At 69.0% G+C, this 24,175-nt stretch carries 19 protein-coding genes; 11 read left to right on the top strand and 8 right to left on the bottom strand.

The genetic code is table 11. The features are described 5' to 3' along the window. Nucleotides 1-415 precede the first annotated feature (415 nt). Nucleotides 416-1,624, bottom strand: a complete 1,209-nt coding sequence (locus tag QNJ30_23725) for an EAL domain-containing protein (GenBank protein MDJ0946473.1) — start codon at nt 1,622-1,624, stop codon at nt 416-418. A gap of 79 nt (nt 1,625-1,703) precedes the next feature. Here QNJ30_23725 and QNJ30_23730 point away from each other — a divergent pair, with 79 nt between their 5' ends. Beyond that, on the top strand, nt 1,704-2,189 hold the full coding sequence (locus QNJ30_23730) for an MmcB family DNA repair protein (GenBank protein ID MDJ0946474.1): 486 nt from the start codon (nt 1,704-1,706) through the stop codon (nt 2,187-2,189). A gap of 102 nt (nt 2,190-2,291) precedes the next feature. After that, entirely contained in the window at nt 2,292-2,570 is a 279-nt protein-coding gene (locus QNJ30_23735; GenBank protein ID MDJ0946475.1) for a hypothetical protein, read from the top strand. Between the two features lie 18 nt (nt 2,571-2,588). Here the strand turns inward: QNJ30_23735 and QNJ30_23740 are convergent, their stop codons facing one another. The 4 genes from QNJ30_23740 to QNJ30_23755 form a co-directional block, all read right to left on the bottom strand. Further along, nucleotides 2,589-4,034: an HlyD family type I secretion periplasmic adaptor subunit gene (locus tag QNJ30_23740; protein ID MDJ0946476.1), complete on the bottom strand. Its 1,446-nt coding sequence runs from the start codon at nt 4,032-4,034 to the stop codon at nt 2,589-2,591. After that, on the bottom strand, nt 4,024-5,757 hold the full coding sequence (locus tag QNJ30_23745) for a type I secretion system permease/ATPase (protein MDJ0946477.1): 1,734 nt from the start codon (nt 5,755-5,757) through the stop codon (nt 4,024-4,026). Before QNJ30_23745 ends, QNJ30_23740 begins: the two co-directional genes overlap by 11 nt. A 132-nt stretch (nt 5,758-5,889) precedes the next feature. Further along, a complete protein-coding gene (locus QNJ30_23750) occupies nt 5,890-11,358 on the bottom strand; it encodes an Ig-like domain-containing protein (GenBank protein ID MDJ0946478.1) in 5,469 nt (1,822 codons plus the stop codon). 315 nt (nt 11,359-11,673) lie between these two features. Then, the gene (locus tag QNJ30_23755; GenBank protein MDJ0946479.1) at nt 11,674-12,384 is read right to left on the bottom strand and encodes a metallophosphoesterase family protein; all 711 of its coding nucleotides are present in this window, start codon (nt 12,382-12,384) and stop codon (nt 11,674-11,676) included. Between the two features lie 131 nt (nt 12,385-12,515). On the opposite strand from QNJ30_23755, the gene QNJ30_23760 reads away from it, so the two are divergent. After that, on the top strand, nt 12,516-13,826 hold the full coding sequence (locus QNJ30_23760; GenBank protein ID MDJ0946480.1) for an EAL domain-containing protein: 1,311 nt from the start codon (nt 12,516-12,518) through the stop codon (nt 13,824-13,826). A gap of 6 nt (nt 13,827-13,832) precedes the next feature. Here the strand turns inward: QNJ30_23760 and cobT are convergent, their stop codons facing one another. Further along, nucleotides 13,833-14,879 (bottom strand): nicotinate-nucleotide--dimethylbenzimidazole phosphoribosyltransferase, encoded by a 1,047-nt coding sequence (cobT, locus tag QNJ30_23765; protein MDJ0946481.1) that lies wholly within the window; start codon nt 14,877-14,879, stop codon nt 13,833-13,835. Between the two features lie 127 nt (nt 14,880-15,006). Here cobT and cobS point away from each other — a divergent pair, with 127 nt between their 5' ends. From cobS to QNJ30_23805, 8 genes are all read left to right on the top strand, one after another. Further along, nucleotides 15,007-15,816, top strand: a complete 810-nt coding sequence (gene cobS, locus QNJ30_23770; GenBank protein ID MDJ0946482.1) for an adenosylcobinamide-GDP ribazoletransferase — start codon at nt 15,007-15,009, stop codon at nt 15,814-15,816. After that, nucleotides 15,813-16,442, top strand: a complete 630-nt coding sequence (locus QNJ30_23775) for a histidine phosphatase family protein (GenBank protein MDJ0946483.1) — start codon at nt 15,813-15,815, stop codon at nt 16,440-16,442. Before cobS ends, QNJ30_23775 begins: the two co-directional genes overlap by 4 nt. An 86-nt stretch (nt 16,443-16,528) precedes the next feature. Next, entirely contained in the window at nt 16,529-17,230 is a 702-nt protein-coding gene (locus QNJ30_23780) for a lipid-binding SYLF domain-containing protein (GenBank protein MDJ0946484.1), read from the top strand. Nucleotides 17,231-17,553: 323 nt separating this feature from the next. Continuing rightward, nucleotides 17,554-18,180: an SCO family protein gene (locus QNJ30_23785; GenBank protein MDJ0946485.1), complete on the top strand. Its 627-nt coding sequence runs from the start codon at nt 17,554-17,556 to the stop codon at nt 18,178-18,180. A gap of 437 nt (nt 18,181-18,617) precedes the next feature. After that, nucleotides 18,618-19,937 (top strand): sn-glycerol-3-phosphate ABC transporter substrate-binding protein UgpB, encoded by a 1,320-nt coding sequence (gene ugpB / locus QNJ30_23790; protein ID MDJ0946486.1) that lies wholly within the window; start codon nt 18,618-18,620, stop codon nt 19,935-19,937. A gap of 73 nt (nt 19,938-20,010) precedes the next feature. Continuing rightward, nucleotides 20,011-20,892 carry a sn-glycerol-3-phosphate ABC transporter permease UgpA gene (ugpA, locus tag QNJ30_23795; protein MDJ0946487.1) on the top strand — a complete coding sequence of 294 codons (882 nt, stop codon included), beginning with the start codon at nt 20,011-20,013 and terminating at the stop codon, nt 20,890-20,892. An 8-nt stretch (nt 20,893-20,900) separates the two neighbouring features. Continuing rightward, nucleotides 20,901-21,749: a sn-glycerol-3-phosphate ABC transporter permease UgpE gene (gene ugpE / locus QNJ30_23800; protein ID MDJ0946488.1), complete on the top strand. Its 849-nt coding sequence runs from the start codon at nt 20,901-20,903 to the stop codon at nt 21,747-21,749. Nucleotides 21,750-21,753: 4 nt separating this feature from the next. Beyond that, on the top strand, nt 21,754-22,824 hold the full coding sequence (locus QNJ30_23805) for a sn-glycerol-3-phosphate import ATP-binding protein UgpC (GenBank protein MDJ0946489.1): 1,071 nt from the start codon (nt 21,754-21,756) through the stop codon (nt 22,822-22,824). Between the two features lie 36 nt (nt 22,825-22,860). On the opposite strand, the gene QNJ30_23810 is transcribed toward QNJ30_23805, so the two are convergent. Next, nucleotides 22,861-23,421: a cytochrome P460 family protein gene (locus QNJ30_23810; GenBank protein MDJ0946490.1), complete on the bottom strand. Its 561-nt coding sequence runs from the start codon at nt 23,419-23,421 to the stop codon at nt 22,861-22,863. Nucleotides 23,422-23,431: 10 nt separating this feature from the next. Beyond that, nucleotides 23,432-24,046, bottom strand: coding sequence for a cytochrome P460 family protein (locus QNJ30_23815; GenBank protein ID MDJ0946491.1), 615 nt, complete (start codon nt 24,044-24,046; stop codon nt 23,432-23,434). Between the last annotated feature and the right edge of the window lie 129 nt (nt 24,047-24,175).

Here is a 24,175-nt window from a genome sequence, read left to right on the forward strand (position 1 = left end):
TTCCGCCAGCCCTTCAGCGGCGTCCTAGAGCAGCCTGCGTTCACTTGAACGCGGATAAGCTGCTCTAGCTGCATGAAGTAGATCAAATTATCCGCGCTCAATTGATTCCAGTTGAGCGCAGTTTGATCTAGCCCTCATACCAAGGAGCGTTGATAATGACTCATTTGATGGCGCGCGGCGGCCCGCCGGGTGCGTTGCGACCCTTGCGTGATGCGATGGCATCGCGCTGCGGGCCGCGCCTGCCCGGCGGGCCGCCGCGCGCCATCAAATGGGTCATTATCAACGCTCCTTGGTATTAGAGCCTGGCCTGCAGCATAGGGACGGCGGTGTAAAACTTGGTTAACACCTAGGGCAAGCCGTAAGGCGCTGATAGATATATGAAATATCGGTCCAGCTCGGCCCGTCCGGGCCCGGTCTAGGCGGCGGCCGGGAAGAGCGCGGTGAGGGTCCCGGTCTCAACCGGCGGCGAGATCAGGTCGCCCTGGGCCGCGGTGCAGCCGGCCTCGCGCAGGAGCGCCAGCTGGGCCTCGGACTCGACCCCCTCGGCCAGGACCTCGAGGCCGAGGCCGCGTCCGAGGTCGATCAGGGCGCGCACGATCGCCGTGTCACCGGCGTCCCGGCCCAGGCCGGCGACGAAGGTGCGGTCGATCTTCAGCTTGGTGACCGGCAGCTGCTTCAGGAGGGTCAGCGAGGAATAGCCGGTGCCGAAGTCGTCCAGCGACAGCTGGACGCCCAGGTCGCGCAGGCTCTGCAGCTGCCGGGCCGCGGCGGCGACATCGCCCAGGATGGCGCTCTCGGTGATCTCCAGCTCCAGGCGCGGGCGCGGCAGGCCGGTCTCGTCGAGGATCCAGGACACCAGATCGACGCTGCTCTGGTCCTCGAGCTGGCGCGGCGAGAGGTTGACCGCGACCCGGACCTCGGCCGCCGGCCAGGCCTTGGCGTCGAAGCAGGCCTGGCGCAGAGTCCAGGCGGTCATGCGGTGCAGGGGCCCGAAGGCCTCGGCCAGGGGCACGAACTCGGCCGGCAGCAGCAGGCCGCGCGCCGGGTGCTGCCAGCGCAGCAGGGCCTCGGCCCCGGTGATGCGGTCGCTCGCCAGGTCGAGCTGCGGGTGGTAGTGCAGGCGCAGCTCGCCGGCCTCCAGGGCGCGCGGCAGGTCCCGGCTGATCTCGGCCCGGACCCGGGCGACCCGGTTCATCTCCTCGGAGGAAAAGCGCAAGTCCTCGCCGGCCGCCTGCGCCGCCTCGCAGGCCGCGCGGGCGGCGGTCATCAGCGCCGCCGGTTCCTCGGTCTCGAAGGGCGCGAGCGCGATGCCGAGGCAGGCGCCGAGCCCGGGCCCGGCCTCGGCGACCGCCTGGCCGAGGCGCATGGCGAGCAGGCCGGCCTCCTCGGGCCGGGCGAACTCCGACATCAGGATCGCGAAGGAGCGGCCGTCGAGCTGCACGACGCTGTCCGGATAGCGGGTGCAGGCGGCGATGCGGCCGGCGATCTCGGCCAGGCCCGGCCCCGAGTCGCCGCCCCGGAGCCGCAGGTGCAGCAGGGCCGTGCCCCGGCCGCAGCGCAGGGCGTGCGAGACCGCCTTGGCCACGCGGTCCAGGAACAGCGGGTCTTGGGCCTGTGCCGACACGTCTTCGGATCCTCCTCGGCCTCCGCGCGGAACGGCGGCGTTCCACCGGCCACTGAAACCGGCTAACAGTAAAGGGACCATGAAGACGCCCGTCCAGACCCCGGCCCCGGCGCAACCTTCGGCCGAGGCCGAGCTGCAGACCGCCCGGGCGGTGGCGCGCGGGGTCTGCCGCCTGCTGGGCGAGCTCGGCCAGGCCAGCCTGACCGAGTTCACCCTGAGGACCGGGCGCCGGGTCGACGTCATCGGCCTGGCCGGCGACGGCTTGATCACCGTAGTCGAGATCAAGAGCAGCCTGGCCGACTTCCGCGCCGACCAGAAGTGGCCGGACTACCTCGAGTTCTGCGACCGCTTCTACTTCGCGGTGCCCGCGGCCTTCCCCCGGGAGGTCCTGCCCGTCGACCAGGGCCTGATGGTCGCCGACGCCTACGGCGCCGAGATCCTCAGGCCCTCCGCCGAGCTCGCGACGCTGGCCGGCGCGCGCCGCCGCTCGGTGATCCTGCGCTTCGCCCAGACCGCCGCCGGCCGCCTCCAGGGCCTGACCGACCCGGGATTCGGCGCCGGCTGAGGGCGGCCCCGGCAGGCGAGCCGGGCCGCGATCTCGGGTTTTCCTTGGCTATGACGCCTGGGTTAGACTCCTTCACCGAATCGGATCAGCCTGGGAAAGACGATGAACGAGATCTTCGCGGACGGCATCAGCGGCATTGTCATCGCAAACAACGTCGTGCGGGTCGAGCTGGCGCGCCTGCGCCCGACCGGCCAGGGCGACCAGCAGAAGCTGGTGGCCCAGACCACGGCGACGCTGATCCTGCCGACCTCGGCCCTGCGCGAGTTCACCACGCAGCTGGCCAACTCCGTCAAGCAGATCGCCGAGCGCGCGGCCCAGGAGGGCGGCGAGGCGGCCGCGGCCACGCCAGAGGGCGGCAAGGGCAAGAAGAAGGGCGGCTGACGCCGTTCCCGGCGCCGCCTATTCCTCGCGCAGGGCCCGGTTGAAGCTCTGCACCAGGGGCTTCATGAGGTACTGCAGGGCGGTGCGCTCGCCGGTCACGATGATCACGTCGGCCTGCATGCCGGGGGTCAGCTCGGCGCCGTCCAGGATCGCCCGGAAGTCCCCGGTCAGGGCGATCCGGGCCAGGTAGTAGCTCTCCCCCGATCGCTCGTCGAGCAGGCTGTCCGCCGAGACCGAGGTCACGATCCCGTCCAGCGGCAGCTGGTTGCGCTGGCTGAAGGCGCTGAACAGGACCCGGGCCGCCAGGCCCTGGCGGACCACGTCGATGTCGATCGGGTTGACCCGGGCCTCGACGATCAGGCTGTCCTCGCTGGGCACGATGTCCATCAGCCGCTCGCGCGGTGCGATCACGCCGCCCGCGGTGTGGACCTGGAGGCCGACCACGGTGCCCGAGATCGGCGCCCGGATCTCGGTCCGCGACAGGACGTCGCTGGCCGCCCGCATGCGCTCGGTCAGGTCGAGCAGCTCGCTCTGGACCTCGCGCAGTTCCTCGACGATCTCGTTGTCGCGCTCGGTCTGGAGCTCGGAGATGCGCAGCTTGGCCTCGCCGATCTGCTGCCGGACCCGGGCCAGGCGGGCCTGGTTCTGGTGCCGGCTGCCCTGGATCTCGGCGGCCTGGCGCTCCAGCTCGAGCAGCCGCGGCCGCCGGGCCAGGCCCTTCTTGACCAGCTTCTGCAGGTCCCGGACCTCCTCGGCGATCAGCCGGATCTGCCGGTCCTCGGCGGCGATCTGGCCCTGCAGCCCGCCGATCTCCTCGTCGAACTGGGCGATGCGCTGCTCCAGGATGGCGACCTGGCCGCGCAGGGATTCGCGCCGCGCCTCGAAGATGCTGTACTGGGAGGCCATGACCTCCTTGGCCTTGGCGTCGTCGGTCTCGGCGGTCAGCCAGTCGGGAAAGGCGATCTGGTCCCGGCCCAGGCGCTCGGCCTCGAGGCGGGCCTGCAGGCTGGCCGCGGTGATCAGGCGGCCGCGCAGCAGCTCGCTGGTGGCCATGGCCTGGACCTCCTGGAGCTTGATCAGGATCTGCCCGGCCTGGACCTCGTCGCCCTCGCGGACCTTGATCTCGCTGACGATGCCGCCCTCCAGGTGCTGGACGGTCTTGCGGCTGCTGTCGACCGAGACCACGCCGGGGGCGACGGCCGCGCTCTGCAGGGGCGCCAGGGCGGCCCAGGCCCCGAAGATGCCGAAGAACAGGAAGATCACCGCCAGCCCCAGGGTCACGGGGCCGCGGATGTTCGGGCCCTCGCCGGCCGGCTGGGGGCCCGCGGCCATCGCCGCCCCGCCCTGCGCCTCGGCCGGCGCTTCGGCCGATGTCGGCTTCGGCGCAGCGGCCGGCGCCAGGCCCGGGATCGGCTGGCGTTTGGTCGCGGGCGGCGGGCTCGGCGCGTTGGGGTCAGTCGGCACCCTGGCCTCCCTCGGCGGCGGCCACCATGGGCGCCGCGCCGCCGCGCTGCGGCCCGGTGACCCGGGCCAGGACCTCCTCGCGCGGCCCGAACATCTGCATCTTGCCGTTGCGCATCACCAGGATCTTGTCGACGTGGCGCAGGACGTTGGGCCGATGGGCGATGACCACGATGGTCGTGCCCCGCGCCTTCATGGCGTCGACCGCGGTCAGCAGCGCCGTCTCGCCGTCGCTGTCCAGGTTGGCGCTGGGCTCGTCCAGGACCAGCAGGCTCGGGAAGCCGTAGAGCGCCCGGGCCAGGGCGATGCGCTGGCGCTGCCCGCCGGACAGCGCGGTGCCGGCGTCGCCGATCTCGGTGTCGTAGCCCTTGGGCAGGTGCAGGATCATGTCGTGGACCCCGGCCAGGCGCGCCGCCTCGATGATCGCGTTGGGATCGCCCTTGCTCATCCGGGCGATGTTCTCGCGCACCGTGCCGTTGAAAAGCTCGACGTCCTGGGGCAGGTAGCCGACGTAGCGGCCCATGTCCTCGGAGCCCCACTGCGCGACGTCCATGCCGTCGAGGCGAACGTGGCCGATCTTGGGCTGGAGGTTGCCGATCATCAGCCGGCCCAGGGTCGTCTTGCCGGCCGCGGTCGGGCCGATCAGGCCCAGGCCCTCGCCCGGCTCCAGCTGGAAGCGGACCGCGCGCACCGCCGGGTCCGGCGCGCCGGGATGGACGTAGCTGACGTTGTCGACCACCACCCGGCCGGCCGGTCGCGGCAGGGCCATGGTGGCGCCGCCCACGGGGTTCTCCTCGAGGAAGGTCTCGAGCCGGGCGCGGGCGCTCTGGGCCGCGATCAGGGCGCGCCAGGAGCCGATCGCCTGCTCCACCGGCGACAGCGCGCGGCTCATCAGGATCGCGCCGGCGATCATGGCGCCCGGGGTCAGCTCGCCGCCGATCACCAGCCAGGCGCCGCTGGCGAAGATCCCGATCTGCAGGACCAGGCGCAGGAACTTGGAGGCCGCGGTGACCGCGCTGCCGCGGGTCCCGGCCTCGCCCTGGAGGATCAGGGTCAGGACGTTGTGGCGGCCCCAGCGCTGGACCAGGTTGGGCATCATGCCCATGGCCTCGATCGCGTCGGCGTTGCGGATCGCCGCCTCGGCCTCGCGCAAGGCGGCGATCTGGGCGCTGGCCGAGAGCTTCAGGGGCCCGCGGGTGGTGAACTCGTTGAGCAGGGCCAGCCCGAAGAGCAGGACCGCCCCGGCCAGGGCGATGAAGCCCAGGATCGGGTGCAGGATGAAGGTCACGATCAGGAAGATCGGGGTCCAGGGCGCGTCCATGATCGGGAAGACGCTGGGCCCGCCGATGAAGCCGCGGATCGTCGCGACGTCGCGCAGCCCCTGGACGGAGCCGCCCTCCGGCGCCCGCAGGGCCGCCAGGATGCTGGCCTTGAGGACCTCCATGGAGACCCGCCGGTCGATCCAGTTGCCGACCCGCAGCAGCACGATGCCCCGGAGCGAATCCAGGAGCGCCAGGACCAGCAGGGCGATCCCGGCGACCAGGGTCAGGACCATCAGGGTCTCGCCGCTGCGGCTGGACAGCACCCGGTCGAAGATCTGCAGCATGTAGAGCGGCGCGGTCAGCATCAGCAGGTTGATGCAGAAGCTGAACAGGCCGACCGCGTAAAAGCCCTTGCGGCAGGCCTCGATGGCTTCGCTGAGCGCGTCCTGGTTTGCTGTCTTCATCGGCTCGCCGTGCTGCCTGCTCTCGCCCGGTGGCGGGGCCCTAGCCGGCCGAGGAAGCCGGGCGGCGCGGGCGGTCCGGGCCAGAACGGCGCCACGGACCGCCCCTGCGGGCGGGAAAACCGATGAACCGCCCTAGAAGAGGAAGTCGTCGGCGTCCAGGTCCGAGCCGTTGACCCCCCTCAGGGTAATGCTTTGCCCGTTACCAAGAAGTATATCCGCGTCGCCGGCGTTATCCTGGATGACGAGGTCGGCGAAGCTCTGGACCCCGGCGACGCCGCTGAGGTCGATCCGGTCGCCGGTCTGGGTCGTGCTGTCGTAGAGCTCGAAGTCCTCCAGGGTGTCGGCGCCGTCGTCGCTGTCGAAGACGTAGACGTCGTTGCCGCCGCCGCCGACCATGCGGTCGTTGCCGGCCCCGCCGGTCAGGGTGTCGTTGCCGGCACCGCCGAGCATGTTGTCGTCTCCGGCGCTGCCGGTCAGGACGTCGTCGCCGGAGGTGCCGGCGTGGCTGACGTCGCCGGTGAAGTTGCCGCCGTAGATGACGTAGGACTCGCCGGTGAAGAGCTTGTCGCCGCTTCCGGCGTTGCGGCCGCCGACCGCGATGTCGTCGAAACCGTCGCCGTTGACGTCGCCGATGCCGTTGACCGCGGTGCCGATCCGGTCGCTGCTGGTCGAACCCTCGATGACGAAGCCCAGCTGTCCGCCCTCGTTGGCGCCGCCGGCCCCCGTGTCACCCAGGTCGGCCAGATCGAAGGACGAGAAGCTGCGCCCGGCCTGGCCGTAGACGAGATAGGCCTCGCCCGAGAAGCTGCCGTTGGGATCGGCGGCCTGGGCGCCGATGATGATGTCGTCCAGGCCGTCGCCGTTGACGTCGCCGGCACGGCCCACCGAGTAGCCGGCCTCGTCCCAGGCCGCGATGCCGTTGATCGCGAAGCCGTTGTTGCCGTCCAGGGCCTGCAGGTCGAGCGAGGGCGCGAAGCCGCCGGACCCGCCGTAGACCAGAAACGCCTGGCCGGCGTTCTCGTTGCCGCCGGTGTCCGCCAGGTTGGCGCCGATCAGCAGATCGTCGTAGCCGTCGCCGTCGACGTCGCCGACCACCGCGACTGAGATCCCGGCCTGGTCGCCGGCGATGCCGTTGAGCGCGAAGCCGTTGCTGCCGTCCAGGGTGCTGACGTCGAGGACCTGGGCGGCCTGGCCGGCACTGCCGGCGTAGGCGGCCGAGCCGAAGACGACGAAGGCCTGGCCGGCGGTGGACTGATTGTTCGGGTCGGCGCTCTTGGCGCCGACGATCACGTCGGCGTAGCCGTCGCCATTGACGTCGCCGGCCCCGGCCACCGAGTAGCCGAATTCGGAGCCGGCCTCGAAGCCGACCAGCTTGAGGCCCTGGTTGGCCTCCAGGTTGGCGAGCTGGAGCTGTCCGCTCCAGGCGGCCGAGGAATCGAAGATCACGTAGGCACTGCCGGTGTCTGTGGTGCCGTCGCCCGGGGCGCCGATGATGAAGTCGGCCAGGCCGTCGCCGTCGAAGTCTCCGGCGTGGGCCACCGAGGTGCCAAGGCGGTCGCTGTTGCTCTCGCCGATGATTTCGAAGCCTTCGGTGTCCGTGCCGCCGCTTTGGTTGGCGTCGTTCAGGAACTCGAGCGGCACGTTCGGCGTGAAGCTCTGGCCGAGCTGGGGCGAGGAGAGGTTGGCGCCGCCCTGGACCACGAAGACCCGTCCGGCACCGCTGCCCGGCTCGCCGATGATCAGGTCGGCGAAGCCGTCGCCGTCGATGTCGCCGCCGCCGGAGACCGAGGTCCCGGCCCTGCCGCCGATCTGAGCGCCGAAGAGCTGGATGGCGTTGCCGTCCGAGGGCTCGGTCCGGACGTCGAAGCTGGTCGGGAAGCCGCCCGCCTGGCCGAAGACCAGGTAGGTGACGCCGCCGGAGTCCGGGAAGTTCGGCTGGAAGGTCGAGAGCTCGGCGTCGGGGTCGCTGACCAGGAAGTCGTCGATGCCGTCGCCGTTGACGTCGCCCGCCGCGCTGATCGCGCTGCCCATGTCGGCCCCGCCCGGCCAGGTGGGCGTGACCGTGCTGTCGAACTGGTCGTCGGCCGGGATGACGAAGCCGTTGCTGCCGTCCAGGTTGGCGACGTTGAAGACCGTCGGGCCGGAGGGCGGCGGCGCGACCGGATTGACGGTCACCGACACGGTCGCCGTGTGGACGCCGCCGTTGCCGTCCGAGACGTCGTAGGTGAAGCTGTCGCTGCCGCTGAAGCCGGCATTCGGCGTGTAGGTCACGGTGCCGTCGGCATTGATCGCGACGTTGCCGTTGGCGGCCGTGCCGACGGCGGCGACGCTCAGGGCGTGGCCCTCGGCGTCAAGGTCGTTGCTCAGCACGTTGATGGTCACCGCCGTGTCCTGGTCGGTGACGCTGGCATCATCGGCCGCGACCGGCGCGTCATTGACCCCGTCCAGGGTGACGTTGACGGTCGCGGTCGCGGCGACGCCTTCGCTGTCGACCACCGTGTAGGTGAAGCTGTCGCTGTCGGTCTGGTTCGCGCCGAGGCTCTCGAACTGGCCGTTGGGCTGGTAGCTGAAGGTGCCGTCGGCGTTGAGGGTCACCTGGGCGCCCGAGTTCAGGGTCACCGTCTCGCCGGCGCTGACCGCGACCCCGTTGACCTCGGTGACGGTCAGGTTGTTGCCGTCTTCGGCGTCGGAGTCGTTGCCGAGCACGGCGATATTGACGGCGCTGTCCTCGTCGGTCGTCGCCGAATCCGCTGCCGCGTTGGGTGCGTCGTTGACGCCGTTGACCGTGACCGTGACCGTGGCCGTCGAGCTGCGGCCATGGTTGTCGGACATGGTGTAGCTGAAGGTCTCGGTCACGCTCTCGCCCTGGCCGAGGCTTTCGAACTGCCCGTTGGGGTCGTAGACCACCTGGCCGTTGACGATCGAGACGTTGCCCTGGACCCCGGTGGCGTCGACGCTGTCGACGCTCAAGGTGTCGTTGGCGTCGACGTCAGTGTCGTTGGCCAAGACCGAGATCGCGATCGTTCCGTCTTCGCTAACCGCGACCGCGTCGGCCGCAGCCACGGGATCGTCGTTTTCGCCGGCGACGGTGATGGTCCCGGTCGCGGTCGCCGTGCCGCCGCGCCCGTCGGAGACCTCGTAGGTGAAGGTCTCGGTCGCGGTGTCCCCCTCGCTGAGGTACTCGTAGGCGCCGTTGGTGACGAAGGAAAGATCGCCGTTGGCCGCCAGCGTCAGAAGGGCGCCGGAGTTCAGGGTGATCTGCTGGCCGACGTTGTTGCTGTTGTTGTTGACCGAGACCACCGTCAGCGTATCGCCGTCGGGATCCGTGTCGTTGGCGAGGACGTTGCCGAGCAGGGTGTTGCTCTCGGTGGCGCCGAAGGAATCGTCCTGGCTGACCGGCATTTCGTTGACGTCGTTGACCGTGACGCTGACGGTCGCGCTGCTGCTGCCCCCGTTGGAGTCGGTGATCGTGTAGTCGATCGTGTCGTTGCCGACGAAGCCGGCATTCGGCGTGTAGGTCAGGGTCCCGTCGCCGTTGACCTGGACGCTGCCGTTGGCGGCGCTGGCCGAGGTGACGCCGAAACTGTCGTTGGCGTCGACGTCGCTGTCGTTGGCAAGGACGTCGATGACGACCGCGCTGTTTTCATCGGTCATGGCGGTGTCGGCCACCGCGTTCGGGTCGTCGTTGACGCCGGTGATGGTCACGGCGACGGTGACGGTCGTGCTGCCGCCGTTGTCGTCGGCGACGGTATAGCTGAAGCTGTCGCTGGCGGTCTGGCCGACGCCCAAGGTCTCGAACTGGCCGTTGGGGTCGTAGACGATCTGGCCGCCAACGATCGAGACGCTGCCGACCGTGCCGCTGTCGTCGACCCCAGCCAGGCTCACAACGTCGCCGCTGTCGACGTCGCTGGCGTTGCCCAGGACGTCGAGGCTGACCGTAGCGTCCTCGGCGACGGTCGCCTGATCGAGGGCCGCGACCGGATCGTCGTTGACGCCGTTGACCGTGATCGTCGCGGTCGCCGTGGCGCTGCCGCCGTGGCCGTCCGAGACGGTATAGGTGAAGGTCTCGGTGAAGGTCTGGCCAGCGCCCAGGGTCTCGAACTGCCCGTTGGTCGCGTAGCCGAAGGTGCCGTCTGCGCCGATCGTCAGGAGCGCGCCGGAGCCCAGCGTGACCTCCTGCCCGTCGGTCACCGCGCTGCCGTTGATCTCGGTCACGCTGAGGCTGTGGCCGTCGGGGTCGTGGTCGTTGACCATCAGGTCGCCGGACATGGTGTTGCCTTCCTGGGCAACGAAGCTGTCGTCCTCGGCGACCGGCGGCGTATTCTCGCCTGGCTCTTCCTCCTCGATGACGACCTCGACCCGCTCGAAGTTGCGGACCTTGAGGTCCATGGTCTCGAACTCGAAGCTTCGGCCCCACTTGCTCCAGGGCCGGGAGTTGTCGTCGAGGAAGTCTTCGTAGCGCGCCAGATCGGCCTGGAAGGCCTCCGACTCGTACTGCTCCCGGGAGACCACCAGGCGCAGGGTGTCGGTGCCGCGGCCGCCGTCGTAGTAGTCCCTGGAGCCTTGGTTCTCCGAGGCCCGGTGGATGACGACGTCGTCGTCGCGGCCGGCGTAGACTTTGTCGCTTCCGGCGCCGGCGTCGATGATGTCGTTGCCGTCGTCGCCTTCGATGGTCTCCCGGCCGGCGGACCCGGTGACCCTGTCGTCGCCGTCCTCGGCGTCGATCTTGCGGACGCGGTGAAGCTCGGTCTCGCTGAAGTCGAGCACGTTGTCGCCATTGGTGCCGTCGACGTCGCGCCAGCGGCCGTCGATGCGCTCGATCGAGTTGTCCGGGCCGAAGTTCTCCAGCTTCATGTTGCGCCAACCGACGTTGACCAGGCTGTCGTAGCCCTCGCCGCCGTGGACCTCGTCCCGCCAGTCCTCGCGCGCGTTGTGCAGGATGGTGTCGTCGCCGGCGCCGCCGTGGATCACGTCGACGTCGCGGCCGCCGCGCAGCTCGTCGTCGCCCGCGCCGCCGTCGATATAGTCGCGGCCCCGGCCGCCGTCGATCTTGTCGTCGCCGCCATGGCCGTAAAGCCGGTCGTGGCCGTCGTCGCCCTGGATCGTCTCGCCGCTATCTGAGCCGTGGACTAGGTCGTCGCCGCCGTTGGCGTCGATCAGGCGGAAGTTGACCAGCGTGGTGCCGCGGAAGTCGAGGACGTTGTCCCGGTTGTTGCCGTCGATGTCGCGCCAGCGCGCATCGACGATCTCGATGGACTGTGCCCGGCCGTCGAAGTTCTCGAAGGTCAGGTTGCTGCAGTGGATGTTGACGATCTTGTCGACGCCGTCGCCGCCGTAGGCCAGGTCCTTGGCGTCATACCGGCCGCGGAAGTAGAAGACGTCGTTGCCGGCGCCGCCGTCCATGAAGTCGTCGTCGCGGCCGCCCATCAGATGGTCGTTCCCCTTGCCGCCAAGCAGGGTATCCCGGCCACGATCGCCGAGCAGCCAGTCGTGGCCGTCGCCGCCCTCGACATGATCGTCGCCACGGTGCGCGAAGATCAGGTCGCTGCCCGTCGTGCCCTTGAGAATGTCCCTGCCCCTGCTGCCGAAGAATACGGCCATTACTTCCTCCCGCCCAAATGCCGCCAGGCAAAACCTCGTCGAGATCCGCCAAAACCTCAGGCCCTGACCTATCGTCAGGTGTTAAGAATTTAGCCGTGACTTTCTTACTGGGAGATGAATGCGAGGGCTTATTATTGTCACATTTCTCAATGTTTATTTTCAAACGTGAGCTATCCGCAAGTAATTCTGGGGCTTCTTCAGTGTATTACAAGAGTCATAGGCCCATTTAGGATAGTATTCTTAGAAATTTGCGGCTGCTGCGCGGATGCCGGTCGCGACCCGGACCTCGCCCTGCGCTGCCCGGGCCCGGCGCGGTCAGGCCCTGAGGAACTTCTGAGCCTCGCCATCGAGAACGAGGCAGGTCAGATCGCCGCCGTAGCAGGCGCCGGTGTCGATGCCGATCCGGTTCGGCTGGCGGTCCGGCGCCGTCGTCGGGGTGTGGCCGTGGACCACGACCCAGCCGTGGTCTTCAGTTGAGAACAGGAAGGGATCGCGGATCCAGATCAGGTCTTCGGGGTCCTGCTCGGCAAGCGGGACCCCGGGGCGCAGCCCAGCGTGGACGAAGAGGTAGTCTCCCTCGCTATGCCAGAGCTTCAGCGATTCGAGGAAGGCGCGATGCCGCGGCGGCAGGGCGCGTCCCAGGGCGGCGCTCAGCTCGGGCTGCGGGACCGCCGGATCCAGCAGGTAGCTGCGGCAGGTCGCCTCACCCCCGTTCATCAGCCAAAGGCGGCCGGCCGAAGGCTTGGCCAGGTAATTCAGCATCATCGCGTCGTGGTTGCCGCGCAGGTGCACGCAAGTGAAGCCCGCGAGCGGGGTCCCGCTCAGGATCTCGAGCACCTCCCGCGAGCCGGCGCCGCGGTCGACGTAGTCGCCGAGGGTGATCAGGACGTGCTCCCGGCCCCGGGCCGCGGCGGCGTCCTCGCGGATCTGCCCAAGCAGGGCCTCCAGCTGGCCCCGGCAGCCGTGGATATCCCCGATGGCATAAATGCGCTTGCCCGCCGGCGCCCGCGGCCTGCTCGAGGTCATCCGGTCCCTTTCTCTGAGATTCGGCCCCGAAACCGGGCTTTGTCGGGCTTGCCATGGCTTCCGAACCGTTAAACCTTTGGCAAAGGCCGAGTCCTATTCTGCCTCCCTCGACTTCGGACTCAGGGTGAGAGATGCGCTCTCTCCAGGCAAGCGGCAATGCGCGGGCCGAACCGCAGCCGGCTTCGCAGGAGGCCGTCCTCAGGGACTATGCCGAAAGGCTCAGGAAGTTCCGCGAAGGGCGCCAGGCGGTCCATCTGCAGATTGGCCGACTGCGCCCGGAGAACCGGCGCGCGCACCATCTCAGGATTGCGCAGCAGGCCTTCGAGCCCCTGATCCAGGGCTACGAGGGCGCGCTCTTCAGGCTGTTCAACGAGGACCTCGTGGTCACCCTCAACGGCGCGCCGAAAAGCCGCCTCGACGAGGTGGTCGACCGCCTCTGCGGACTCTTCGCCGAGGATCCGCTGCTCGCCGCCGGCGCCCAGGCCTCCGCCTTCGCCACCCACTTCGACCTCGAGCAGGACCTTGAACTCCTCATCTCCCTTGCGGACCGGATGGAGCGCGCCCGCCAGGATCGAGAGGCCGAGAGCGCCGCCCGCGCGCAAGCGCAGGGCATCGCAGCGGAGCGGTCGACACGGGGAAGCCCGCTCGACCCGGAGGGCCTTCGCCAGATGGTCGAGGCCATCGTCCAGGCCGATCTTTCGAACTTCGCGCGCCGCCAGCTGATCTGCGTCGTGATCCCGGGGGCGCCGCCGCAGCCGGTGTTCCGCGAGCTCTACATCTCGACCGCCGCCCTGGGGCAGACCCTCTTGCCGAACCGCGAGATCCTGGGCAACCGCTGGCTGTTCCAGTACCTGACCCAGGTCCTCGACCAGCGGGTCATCGCCATGCTGGCCAAGAGCAACGACATCCTTCGCGAGGGCCACATCGCGATCAACCTCAACGTCGAAACCGCGACCTCGGCAGCCTTCCTCAAGCTGGACGACGCGCTGAACAAGGACGACAGGCGCAAGATCATCTTTGAGTTTCAGGTCATCGACGTCTTCGCCGACCTGGCACGCTTCGCCTTCGCCCGCGACTTCCTGCGCGGCAAGGGCTACAGGGTCTGCCTGGACGGTTGCTCCCACCTGACCCTGCACCACATCGATCGACAGAAGCTGGGGGTCGACTTCGTCAAGCTGGGCTGGAGCGGCGCCCTGGCCGACCACATGGCGGGCGCACAGGGCGCCGCCTTCGTGGCGGCCGTGACCCGCATGGGTGCGCAACGGGTCATCCTCAACCGCTGCGACGCCCCGGAAGCGCTGACGGTCGGCCAAAGCCTGGGAATCGACCTCTTCCAGGGCTATCACCTGGACAACCTGCTGGAGGGCTCGGAGCTGCGCCACAAGCCGGTCACGCTGCTCCCGGAGGACGCGCCGCTTGCGGCGGCGCCCGGCGGCTCCTGAGCCGCGTCAGGCGTCCGGGCCGCTGACCCCCGCCTCGGCGAAGGTCGCCATGCCGGCGTGGCAGGCCACGGCCGCCTTGAGGACCTGGATCGCGAGCGCGGCGCCGGAGGCTTCCCCCAGGCGCAGACCTAAGTCGAGAAGCGGCGGCTTGTCGATCGCCTTCAGGAGCCGCCCGTGCCCGTCCTCGGTGGAGCGGTGCGAGACGACGCAGTGGTCCAGGGCGCGCGGATCCATGGCGAAGAGCACGGCCGCCGCGGCACAGCAGGTGAAGCCGTCAAGCAGCACCGGGGTCCGGGCCATGCGGGCCGCCAGCACCGCGCCGACGATCGCCGCCAGCTCCAGCCCGCCCAGACAGCGCAGGACCTGGAAGGGGTCGCTTCGGCCGGCGGCTCCGGTCATCGCCGCGCGGTTCGTCGCGACGCCCTGATCGATCGCCGAGCGCTTGCGCTCGAGGCCGGCATCGTCGACCCCGGTGCCGCGGCCGATCCAGTCTTCCGCCGCGCCGCCGAAGAGTCCGAGGCAGACCGCGGCGCCGCTGGTCGTGTTGGCGATTCCCATCTCGCCCAGGGCCAAGACGTCGAAGCCGGTCTCGACCGCCATCATGCCGTAGGCGATGGCCCGCGCGCAGTCCTCCTCCGACATCGCCGGACCCTCGGTGAAATCCGCGGTCGGCTGCTCCAGAGCCAGCTCGTAGACCCTGAGGTCGGCCTCGGCCAGGGCCGCCAGCTGGTTCACCGCCGCGCCGCCGGCGATGAAGTTCTGGACCATCTGCGCCGTCACCTCGGCCGGATAGGCGGAGACGCCGCGGCGGGCGACACCGTGGTTGCCGGCGAAGACCGCGATTCGGGGATGCTCCATGCGCGGCGGGTGGCGGCCCTGCCATTGTGCCAGCCAGAGACTGAGCGCCTCGAGACGGCCCAGCGAGCCCGGTGGCTTGGTCAGCTGGGCCTCGCGGGTCGCGGTCGCGGTTGCCGCCGCGAGATCCGGCCCGGGGAGCTCGGCCATCAGGCCGCGGATCTCTGCGAAGGTCGCGGCGGGCGGGCGGTCGTTCATGGCAGGAGATGCCTTTCTTTCGAGCTTGCCAAAGCGGTGGCGCGGGCTTCGCCTCGGCGGGGTGTCAGGGGCGAAGTATCAGGCTTCCAGAGCAGGCCGCAACCGTCCTATAAGGGTCGCGACCGAAATGACCGCGCCCGATTCGGCCCCGACCCGCCACCGCCACATGCCAGGACGCTCCGACCTCGCCGCCCTCCGTAAGGATTTCTTTACGGCCTTGGGCTTCCTGACCCGCCTGCCCCTGCCGCGCGGCGTAACCCTGGCGACCGGAGACCTGCGCCGGGCCCAGCGCCTGTTTCCGCTGGCCGGGCTGGTCGTCGGCCTGATCGGCGCCCTGACCTTCTGGCTGGCCAGCCGCCTCGGTCTTGGCCCCTGGCCGGCCGGCGCCCTGGCGGTCGCCGCTACCGCCTTGGCGACCGGAGCGCTCCACGAGGACGGCCTCAGCGACACCGCCGACGGCTTAGGCGGCGGCGGGGAGGCCGCGCGCAAGCTGGAGATCATGCGCGACAGCCGCCTCGGGTCCTACGGCGGCCTGGCGCTGATCCTCTCGGTGCTGCTCCGGGTCGCCGCCCTGGCCGCGCTGGCCGATCCCGAGCCGGCCGGCGCCGCCCTGATCGCCGCCCACGTCGCCTCGCGCGGCGCCCTGCCCGCGGTCATGGCGGCCGTGCCGGCGGCGCGACCGGACGGGCTGGCAGCCTCGGTCGGCGCCGCCGGCCGCCCCGACCTCTGGTTCTGCCTCGCCCTGACCGGGGTCCTGGTGGTCCTGGCGCTCGGCCCGCGGGGCGGCTTCTTCGTGCTCGCCCTGGTCGTCCTGGCCGCGGCCGCGGTCGCCCGGCTGGCCCGACGCCAGATCGGGGGCGTCACCGGGGACGTGCTTGGGGCGGTCCAGCAGGTCGCAGAGGCCACGGCCCTGCTCACCGTGGCGGCCCTGGCATGAGCCGGGTCACCTCCTGGTGGTGGATCCGCCATGCGCCGGTGACCAGCGCCGGCGGACGGATCTACGGCCAGCGCGACCTCGACGCGGACTGCGGCGACCCGGCGGTCTTCGACTGGCTGGCAGAAACCCTACCGGCGGAGCCCCTGTGGGTGACCAGCCAGCTGCGCCGGACCCGGCAGACCGCCGAAGCGATCTGGGCCGCCGGCGGCCGGGCGGCGGCGGAACCGCTGGTCGAGCCGGATCTGGCGGAGCAGCACTTCGGCGACTGGCAGGGCCTGACCCACGAGGAGCTGGGCCGGCGGCGCGACGGACGCTGGCACCGTTTCTGGCTGGCGCCGGCCTCCGAGGTCCCGCCGGGCGGAGAATCCTTCGAGCAGCTGGTGGGCCGCGTCTCCGGCGCCCTGGACCGCCTGCACGGCCGCCACGGCGGCCGGGACATTGTCGCGGTCGCCCATGGCGGCACCATCCGGGCCGCCTTGGCCATCGCCCTGGGGATCGATCCGGAGCGAGCGCTCGCTTTCTCGGTGGCCAACTGCTCGCTGACCCGGCTGGATCACATCTTGGGCAAAGAGGGGGCAGCTTGGCGTGTTGTTTGTGTCAACCGCCTTCCCGGCGGCGCCAATTGAGCTTTGCCCGAATCGGCTGTGGTAAACTAAAGGTTAAGGGTGAGGGTTTGGCGGCGGTCGAGTTTCGAGGAGTGGGAGTAGCATTGATGTTCACGACCTTCAATCGACGCAGGTCCCTGCTGGCCGTTGCCGGTTTCGTTCTCAGCGTGGCGTTCCTCTTGGCGCTGGTCGTCGCGCCGCCGGCCAAGGCGATCACCGAGCAGGAGGATTTGGTCAACGAAGCCGAGCTCACGCTGAAGAAGCTGCTGGGCGACGAAAACCTGGCCGACATGCCCGATTTCCTGAACCGCGCCCGGGCTGTCTATATCGTCCCGGCCCTTTTCAAGGGTGGCTTCGTGCTCGGTGCCGAAGGCGGTAAGGGCGTTCTGCTCGCCAAGGGCCCCGACGGCTCTTGGAGCAGCCCGGCCTTCTACACCATGGCCGGTGGCAGCATCGGCATTCAAATCGGTGGACAGGTCTCCGAGATGGTGCTGACGATCATGAACGACGAGGCCCTGCAGGCGATCCTGGACGACAACTTCAAGATGGGCGGCGACCTCAGCATCGCCTTCGGGCCGCTGGGCGCGGGCATCGAGGCCGGCACCACCACCAACTTCGACGCCGACGTCTACGCCTTCTCCCATGCCGTTGGCCTCTTCGGCGGCGGCTCGCTGGAAGGCTCGGCCATCTTCATGAACGAGGACGACAACCAGACCTATTACGGCAATGTCGCGCCGCCGGAGGCGATCCTGCTGGAGCGCCGCTTCAACAATCCGCAATCGGAGCCCTTGCGCAAGCTGCTTCCCTAGAGAACGATGATATGAGGTCGGATCGACCTTGTATCTGAATCGTGCTCTCAACCGTTAGAGGAAGGCGGTATCGGCACAAGACGACGCGGCCTGAGCCATTGATGCTGTTTTGCTTCAGCGAGCCTTAGGCCCGCGCCAGTCACCGACAGAGTCGGGAGCGATCCGGTTTCCGGCGCCGTTTTCGGTGTGGCCCCAAGGACTGTCCTGTCCGCTCCCTCCAACGGAAGGGAGTGGGCTGTTTGCAAAGACTCATCGCCCAAGCGCTCTGGAGTCTTTCCCTCTCGCCGCCTATATCTCTGCGAAACAGCATCGCAGGAGGTCACGTGCACAAGCGTGCGATCATCGTTTTCCTGGTCGGGCTTCTGGTGCTTCTGGGCGGGGCCGCTGTCTATCTCCTGACCGAGCCCGCGACCAGCGTCACGCGCCTGCCTTCCCAGGCCGGCAGCGGCACGCCTCAGATCGGCGGCGACTTCGAGTTGCTCGACCAGAGCGGCGCGACCCGGACCCAGGCCGACTTCGCCGGCCGCCACATGCTCGTCTACTTCGGCTACACCTACTGCCCGGACGTCTGTCCGACCTCCCTCTCGATCATGTCGCAAGCCCTGGACCTCCTCGAAGCGGAGACCGGCAGCCTCGAGGACCGCGTGGTCCCGCTCTTCGTGACCGTCGATCCGGCGCGCGACGATGTCGCGGCCCTGGCCGCCTACGCCGAGCACTTCCACCCGCGCCTGGTCGCGCTGACCGGCAGCGACGCGCAGATCGCGGCGGCCGCCAAGGCCTACCGCGTCTACTACCGCAAGGCCGAGGACCCCAGCGTCAGCGAATACCTGATGGACCACTCCTCCTTCATCTACCTGATGGGCCCCGACGGCGGCTACGTCAGCCACTTCGCCCACAACGCCAGCCCGCAGGAGATCGCCGAGGGCCTGAAGGGCTTCCTCAGGCTCTGAGCCGAGAGCGGGATTCAGATATGAGGTTGGTTCAGCCTCGCATCATCGCGCTCCAGGCCGGACTCCCGTTTCCGCGCGGGAGCCGGTCGACCGGTTCCGGTCAGAACCGCACGTCCATCTTGCGGCTCGTGGCCAGGAAGCCGTCGAGCTCGATCCGCCGCTCCTGCGCGGCGAGCGCGCCGATCAGGTCGACCGGATAGGCGCGGTCCTAGTCATCGAGCGCGACCTCCTGGCTGAAGAGATCGGACTTGCTGGACAGAGCGTTGCCGAGAGCCGGCCTGAGGGCGAGCGCAGAGGTCTCCACACTCGCCGAGCTGCCGTCGGCGACCGAGACGCAGGAAACCCGGACTGGACAAAGCACGGAAAAGGTCGCAGAACCGAAAACTGCAACAGAAGCGCGGTACAGCTGCGCCGTCATTCAGAGCGGGAGGAGCACAATGACAGTTCTGCGCAAGCTCGCGGCCACGGCGGCCGTGGCGGGGTCATTCGGCCTGGTCTCGAACGCCTGGGCCGCGACCGAGATCCAGTGGTGGCACGCCTTCACCGGACGGCTGGGCGAGGTCCTGGCCGGACAGGTCGAGGCCTTCAACGCCTCCCAGTCCGACTACAAGGTCGTCGGGGTCTACAAGGGCAACTATTCCGAGACCCTGAACGCCGGCGTCGCCGCCTTCCGGGCCGGCGAGCAGCCCCACATCCTCCAGGTCTTCGAGGTCGGCACGGCGACAATGATGTCGGCCAAGGGCGCGGTCAAGCCGGTCCACGAGCTGATGAAGGAGACCGGGGAGCCCTTCGATCCCGGCGCCTACCTGGCCGCGGTCACCGGCTACTACACGACGTCGGACGGCGAGATGCTCTCGCTGCCCTACAACTCCTCGACCCCGGTGCTCTACTACAACAAGGACGCCTTCCAGAAGGCCGGCCTCGACCCCGAGGCGCCGCCCAAGACCTGGCCCGAGGTCGAAACCGCGGTCAAGGCGCTGAAAGCCTCCGGCTCAGCCTGCCCCTTCACCACGGCCTGGCAGTCTTGGGTGCACCTGGAGAACATGGGTGCCTGGCACAACGTGCCCTTCGCGACCAAGGCCAACGGCTTCGACGGCCTGGACACGGAGCTCGCCTTCAACGGCGCCGCGCAGGTCGCCCATATCGACGCCATGGGCAAGTGGGCCAAGGAGGGCCTCTTCGTCTACTCCGGCCGGCGCAACGAGGGCGGCGCGCGCTTCCGCGGCGGCGAATGCGCCATCTTCACGGAATCCTCGGCCGGCTACGCCGGCATCAAGGCCGAGGCCAAGTTCCCCTTCGGCGTCGGCAACCTGCCCTACTGGCCCGCGGTCACCGACAAGCCGCAGAACACCATCATCGGCGGCGCCTCGCTCTGGGTCATGGCCGGCCACAGCGAGGCGGAATACAAGGGCGTGGCCAAGTTCTTCAGCTTCCTGTCCTCGCCGGAGGCCCAGGCCTCCTGGCACCAGACCACCGGCTACCTGCCGATCACCACGGCCGCCTACGACCTGACCAAGGAGCAGGGCTTCTACGACAAGAACCCCGGCACCGACATCGCGATCAAGCAGATGACCGGTGCCGCGCCGACCGCCAGCTCCAAGGGCCTGCGGCTCGGCAGCTTCGACCAGATCCGCGGCATCATCGACGAGGAGCTGGAAGCGGTCTGGACCGGCAAGAAGTCGGCGCAGGAGGCCTTGGACAGCGCAGTGGAGCGGGGCAACCCGCTGCTGCGCCGCTTCGAGCGCGCCAACCGCTAGGCCGCAGGAAAGACTCGGCGGGGCCCGTCGCTGCCGGCCGGGCCCGCCGAAGACTTCGAGTTCCGTCAGGGCCATGGAGAAGCGCGTCGTCTTCGGCCACAGGGTGCTGCCCTATCTGCTGGTTCTGCCGCAGATGGCCATTACCCTGGTCTTCTTTCTCTGGCCGGCGAGCCAGGCGATCTACCAGTCCGTCCTGATCGAGGACGCCTTCGGGCTGTCCTCGGAGTTCGTCTGGTTCGAGAACTACGCCGTGCTGATCGCGGACCCGCTCTACCTCGGTTCCTTCCGGACCACCGCCGTCTTCAGCATCGCGGTCGCCGGCCTCTCGATCGGCCTGGCCCTGTTCCTGGCGGTCATGGCGGACCGGGTGGTGCGCGGCGCCATGGCCTACAAGACCCTGCTGCTCTGGCCCTACGCGGTCGCGCCCGCGGTCGCCGGAGTGCTCTGGCTCTTCATGTTCAACCCCTCGATCGGGCTGGTCAGCTTCTACCTCAAGCTGATGGGCTACGATTGGAACCACGTCCTCAACGGCGGCGAAGCCATGCTGCTGGTGATCATCGCGGCCTCTTGGAAGCAGATCTCCTACAACTTCATCTTCTTCCTGGCCGGCCTGCAGGCGATTCCGCGCTCGCTGATCGAGGCCGCGGCCATCGACGGCGCCGGCCCGATCCGGCGCTTCTGGACCGTGGTCTTTCCACTGCTGTCGCCGACCACCTTCTTCCTGCTGGTGGTCAACATCGTCTACGCCTTTTTCGACACCTTCGGGATCATCCACGCCGTGACCAAGGGCGGCCCGGGCAAGGCCACCGAGATCCTGGTCTACAAGGTCTACAAGGACGGCTTCGTCGGCCTCGACCTGGGCAGCTCGGCCGCGCAGTCCGTGATCCTCATGGCCGTCGTCGTGGCCCTCACCGTGATCCAGTTCCGCTTCATCGAGCGGCGGGTCCACTACTGAGGTCGTCCATGGTTGAACGTCGCGGCTGGCTTACGATCTTCTCCCACGTCTCGCTGGTGCTCTGCATCGCGGTCCTGGCGCTGCCGATCTACGTGACCTTCGTGGCCTCGACCACGACCATGGACGAGATCGTCAGCCCGCCGCTGCCGCTGATCCCCGGCGGCCAGCTCTTCGAGAACTACCGCGAGGCGCTGAACCGCGGCGTCACCCAGCTCGCCAGCGTCCCGGTCGCCCTCATGATGTGGAACTCGCTGGTCATGGCGCTGTCGATCGCGGTCGGCAAGATCGCGATCTCGATCCTCTCGGCCTATGCCATCGTCTATTTCCGCTTTCCCTTCCGGATGCTGTGCTTCTGGACCATCTTCGTCACCCTCATGCTGCCGGTCGAGGTGCGCATCCTGCCGACCTTCGAGGTCGCGGCCGACCTGGGCCTGCTCAACAACTACGCCGGCCTCAGCGTGCCGCTGATCGCCTCAGCGACCGCGACCTTCCTGTTCCGGCAGTTCTTCCTCACGGTGCCCGACGAGCTGGTCGAGGCAGCGCGCACTGACGGCGCAGGACCCTTGCGCTTCTTCTGGGACATCCTGCTGCCGCTGTCGCGCACCAACATCGCGGCGCTCTTCGTCATCCTCTTCATCTTCGGCTGGAACCAGTACCTCTGGCCGCTGCTGATCACCACCGAGGCCGAGATGACCACCATCGTGATCGGCATCAACCAGATGATCGCGCCGGGCGAAGACCAGACCAACTGGCCGGTGGTCATGGCCACCACCATGCTGGCCATGCTGCCGCCGATCCTGGTCGTGGTCTGCATGCAGAGGCTCTTCGTCAAGGGCCTGGTCGAGACGGAGAAGTAGGGACATGGCTGCGGTCGAGCTTCTGGACGTGCGCAAGGTCTTCGGCAAGGTCGACGTCATCCACGGCGTCGACTGCGCCATCGCCGACGGCGAGTTCCTGGTCATCGTCGGGCCCAGCGGTTGCGGCAAGTCGACTCTGCTGCGCATGGTCGCCGGCCTGGAGACCGTGACCGCCGGCGAGATCCGCATCGGCGAGCAGGTCGTCAACCAGCTGGAGCCGGCCCAGCGCGACATCGCCATGGTGTTCCAGAACTACGCGCTCTACCCGCACATGTCGGTCTACCGCAACATGGCCTACGGCCTGAAGATCCGCGGCCTGAGCAAGGCCGAGATCGACGAACGGGTCCGCAAGGCGGCCGAAATCCTCGAGCTGGGCGAGCTCTTGGAACGCAAGCCGCGGCAGCTCTCCGGCGGCCAGCGCCAGCGGGTCGCCATGGGCCGGGCCATCGTGCGCGAGCCCGCGGTCTTCCTCTTCGACGAGCCGCTGTCCAACCTGGACGCCAAGCTCAGGGTCCAGATGCGGGTCGAGATCAAGAAGCTGCAGGAGCGCCTGGGCATCACCTCGATCTACGTCACCCACGACCAGGTCGAGGCCATGACCCTGGGCCACCGCCTGATGGTCCTCAACGCCGGCCGGGTCGAACAGCTCGGCACGCCGCTCGAGCTCTACCAGCGCCCGGCCTCGGTCTTCGTCGCCGGCTTCATCGGCTCGCCGGCGATGAACTTCCTGCCGGCCCGCATCGCCGAAGACGGCCAGCGAGTCGAGATCGAGGGCGGCGAGAGCCTGCCGCTGAACGGGGCCGGCGTCGAGGCCGGGCGGCCGGTCACCCTGGGCATCCGGCCCGAGCACCTGGAGCCGGCCGCGGAGGCCGAGAGCCTCGCCCACCTGACCATCGACCTGGTCGAGCAGCTGGGCGCCGACACCCTGGTCCACGGCCACTTCGGCGAGGCGGCCCAGGACCTGACCCTGCGCATCAGCGGCACCCACAAGGTCGCCGCCGGCGAGCGCCTGCCCCTGCGCATCGGCGCCGCCCAGCTGCACCTCTTCGACCGCGACAGCGGCGCCCGGCTCTAGCTTGGCGGCCGCCGCGCCGACCGGCCGGAAGGAAGCCTAGCGTTCCAGGCTCGGATAGCCCTCGAGGTAGATCAGGTCCTTGGCCCGGACCGGCTCGTGGCAGGCGAGACAGTCGTCCTTGTAGTCCTTGGTGACGGTCCGGCCCGGATCCTCGGCCTGGAACAGGGCCCAGCCCCAGCCGTCGCCCCAGAGCGGATGTCCGGCAAAGCGGCTCTTTACATCCTTGATCATGACGAACCAGCCTTCGACCTCGGCGGCGCGGCTCACCCGGCCGGTCGTGTAGTCGTCCGTCCGGGTCTTGAAGAGCTCCTTCACGAGCACGGCGCCGTCCGGGAAACCGCCCGTCGCCTTGAAGGCCGCGACCGTTTCCGGCCGGGCGTAGACGACATGGAATCCCGAGGCGCCGCCGTCCTCCGCGTGGCCGTCGACCGCCCAGGTGCCGAGGTGACGCCAGCTGCGGAAGTCCTCAGGTAGGGAGATGCTGCCCTCATCGTCGACGTAGGGCGAAAAGTCTTCGGCCGATCGGCCGGCGTCGACCAGGAGAAGCGAGGCGAGCGCAACGCTCGCCCCGACCGTGGCTGTGAAAGCTCGCCTCATTCACCGCCTCCTATCTCGGCTTGGCCGCGCGCAGCACGGGGTAGAACTGGGTAAAGACGAAGTCCTCCTCGGCGGCCGCCTCGTGGCAGGCGTTGCAGGCCTCGGCCGGCTGCTTTGCCGCGCTCGCGGCGTAGGGCTCGCCCTCGTGGCCGAAGCTGTAGTAGGCCCAGTTCCCCGGCTCCTCCGGGTAGAGCGCCTTACTCTTGATAGTGATCTCGAAGCCGTTGAACTCGCCCATGAAGTAGCCCCGCCCGCTGACCTCGTCGGTCGAGCCGTCGGGATGGGCGCCGTCCGGGGCCCGCACCCCGGCGAGCTCCTTGGCGATCACCGTGCCTTCGCGGAACGCCCCGGTCTTCTTGTAGTGGGCGAAGCTTTCGGGATCGATGTAGACGAGATGGAACTCCGGAAAGGCCGCCGCCCCACCGTTGAGGGCGTTGGGGGTCAGCGGCGTGCCGATCGTCGGCCATTCGCGCCAGATGTGGCCCTCCGGCAGCTTCAGCTCGCCGGCGGCGGTGAAGCTGGGCTCATAGCCCTCCTGGGCGACGACCCCGGCGGCAGGCGCCAGCGATAGCGCCAAGGCCCCGGCGAAGGCGCCAAGGCCGCGGGACAGTCGATAGCGTGTCATCCTGTTGGCTCCCGACTCCTGTTTCGGACAGGCCTTGAGGATGGAAGCTCGACCTCCCGCGCTGAAATTCCTATGGTTCATCGATTCGATAACCCCGAAACACGGCGGTTCAGGTAGAGCGCGATGGAC

It is taken from the genome of Kiloniellales bacterium (assembly GCA_030066685.1).
Classification (GTDB): Bacteria; Pseudomonadota; Alphaproteobacteria; order Kiloniellales; family JAKSBE01; genus JAKSBE01.

What these genes read in the sequence shown, in the direction of transcription:
- QNJ30_23805 (MDJ0946489.1), top strand. Translation starts at nt 21,754, where the DNA reads ATGGCTGCGGTCGAGCTTCTGGACGTGCGCAAGGTCTTCGGCAAGGTC.
- ugpA (MDJ0946487.1), top strand. Translation starts at nt 20,011, where the DNA reads ATGGAGAAGCGCGTCGTCTTCGGCCACAGGGTGCTGCCCTATCTGCTG.
- cobT (MDJ0946481.1), bottom strand. Translation starts at nt 14,879, where the DNA reads ATGAACGACCGCCCGCCCGCCGCGACCTTCGCAGAGATCCGCGGCCTG.
- QNJ30_23815 (MDJ0946491.1), bottom strand. Translation starts at nt 24,046, where the DNA reads ATGACACGCTATCGACTGTCCCGCGGCCTTGGCGCCTTCGCCGGGGCC.
- QNJ30_23730 (MDJ0946474.1), top strand. Translation starts at nt 1,704, where the DNA reads ATGAAGACGCCCGTCCAGACCCCGGCCCCGGCGCAACCTTCGGCCGAG.
- QNJ30_23760 (MDJ0946480.1), top strand. Translation starts at nt 12,516, where the DNA reads ATGCGCTCTCTCCAGGCAAGCGGCAATGCGCGGGCCGAACCGCAGCCG.
- QNJ30_23750 (MDJ0946478.1), bottom strand. Translation starts at nt 11,358, where the DNA reads ATGGCCGTATTCTTCGGCAGCAGGGGCAGGGACATTCTCAAGGGCACG.
- QNJ30_23810 (MDJ0946490.1), bottom strand. Translation starts at nt 23,421, where the DNA reads ATGAGGCGAGCTTTCACAGCCACGGTCGGGGCGAGCGTTGCGCTCGCC.
- QNJ30_23780 (MDJ0946484.1), top strand. Translation starts at nt 16,529, where the DNA reads ATGTTCACGACCTTCAATCGACGCAGGTCCCTGCTGGCCGTTGCCGGT.
- QNJ30_23735 (MDJ0946475.1), top strand. Translation starts at nt 2,292, where the DNA reads ATGAACGAGATCTTCGCGGACGGCATCAGCGGCATTGTCATCGCAAAC.
- ugpE (MDJ0946488.1), top strand. Translation starts at nt 20,901, where the DNA reads ATGGTTGAACGTCGCGGCTGGCTTACGATCTTCTCCCACGTCTCGCTG.
- QNJ30_23745 (MDJ0946477.1), bottom strand. Translation starts at nt 5,757, where the DNA reads ATGAAGACAGCAAACCAGGACGCGCTCAGCGAAGCCATCGAGGCCTGC.
- ugpB (MDJ0946486.1), top strand. Translation starts at nt 18,618, where the DNA reads ATGACAGTTCTGCGCAAGCTCGCGGCCACGGCGGCCGTGGCGGGGTCA.
- cobS (MDJ0946482.1), top strand. Translation starts at nt 15,007, where the DNA reads ATGACCGCGCCCGATTCGGCCCCGACCCGCCACCGCCACATGCCAGGA.
- QNJ30_23775 (MDJ0946483.1), top strand. Translation starts at nt 15,813, where the DNA reads ATGAGCCGGGTCACCTCCTGGTGGTGGATCCGCCATGCGCCGGTGACC.
- QNJ30_23755 (MDJ0946479.1), bottom strand. Translation starts at nt 12,384, where the DNA reads ATGACCTCGAGCAGGCCGCGGGCGCCGGCGGGCAAGCGCATTTATGCC.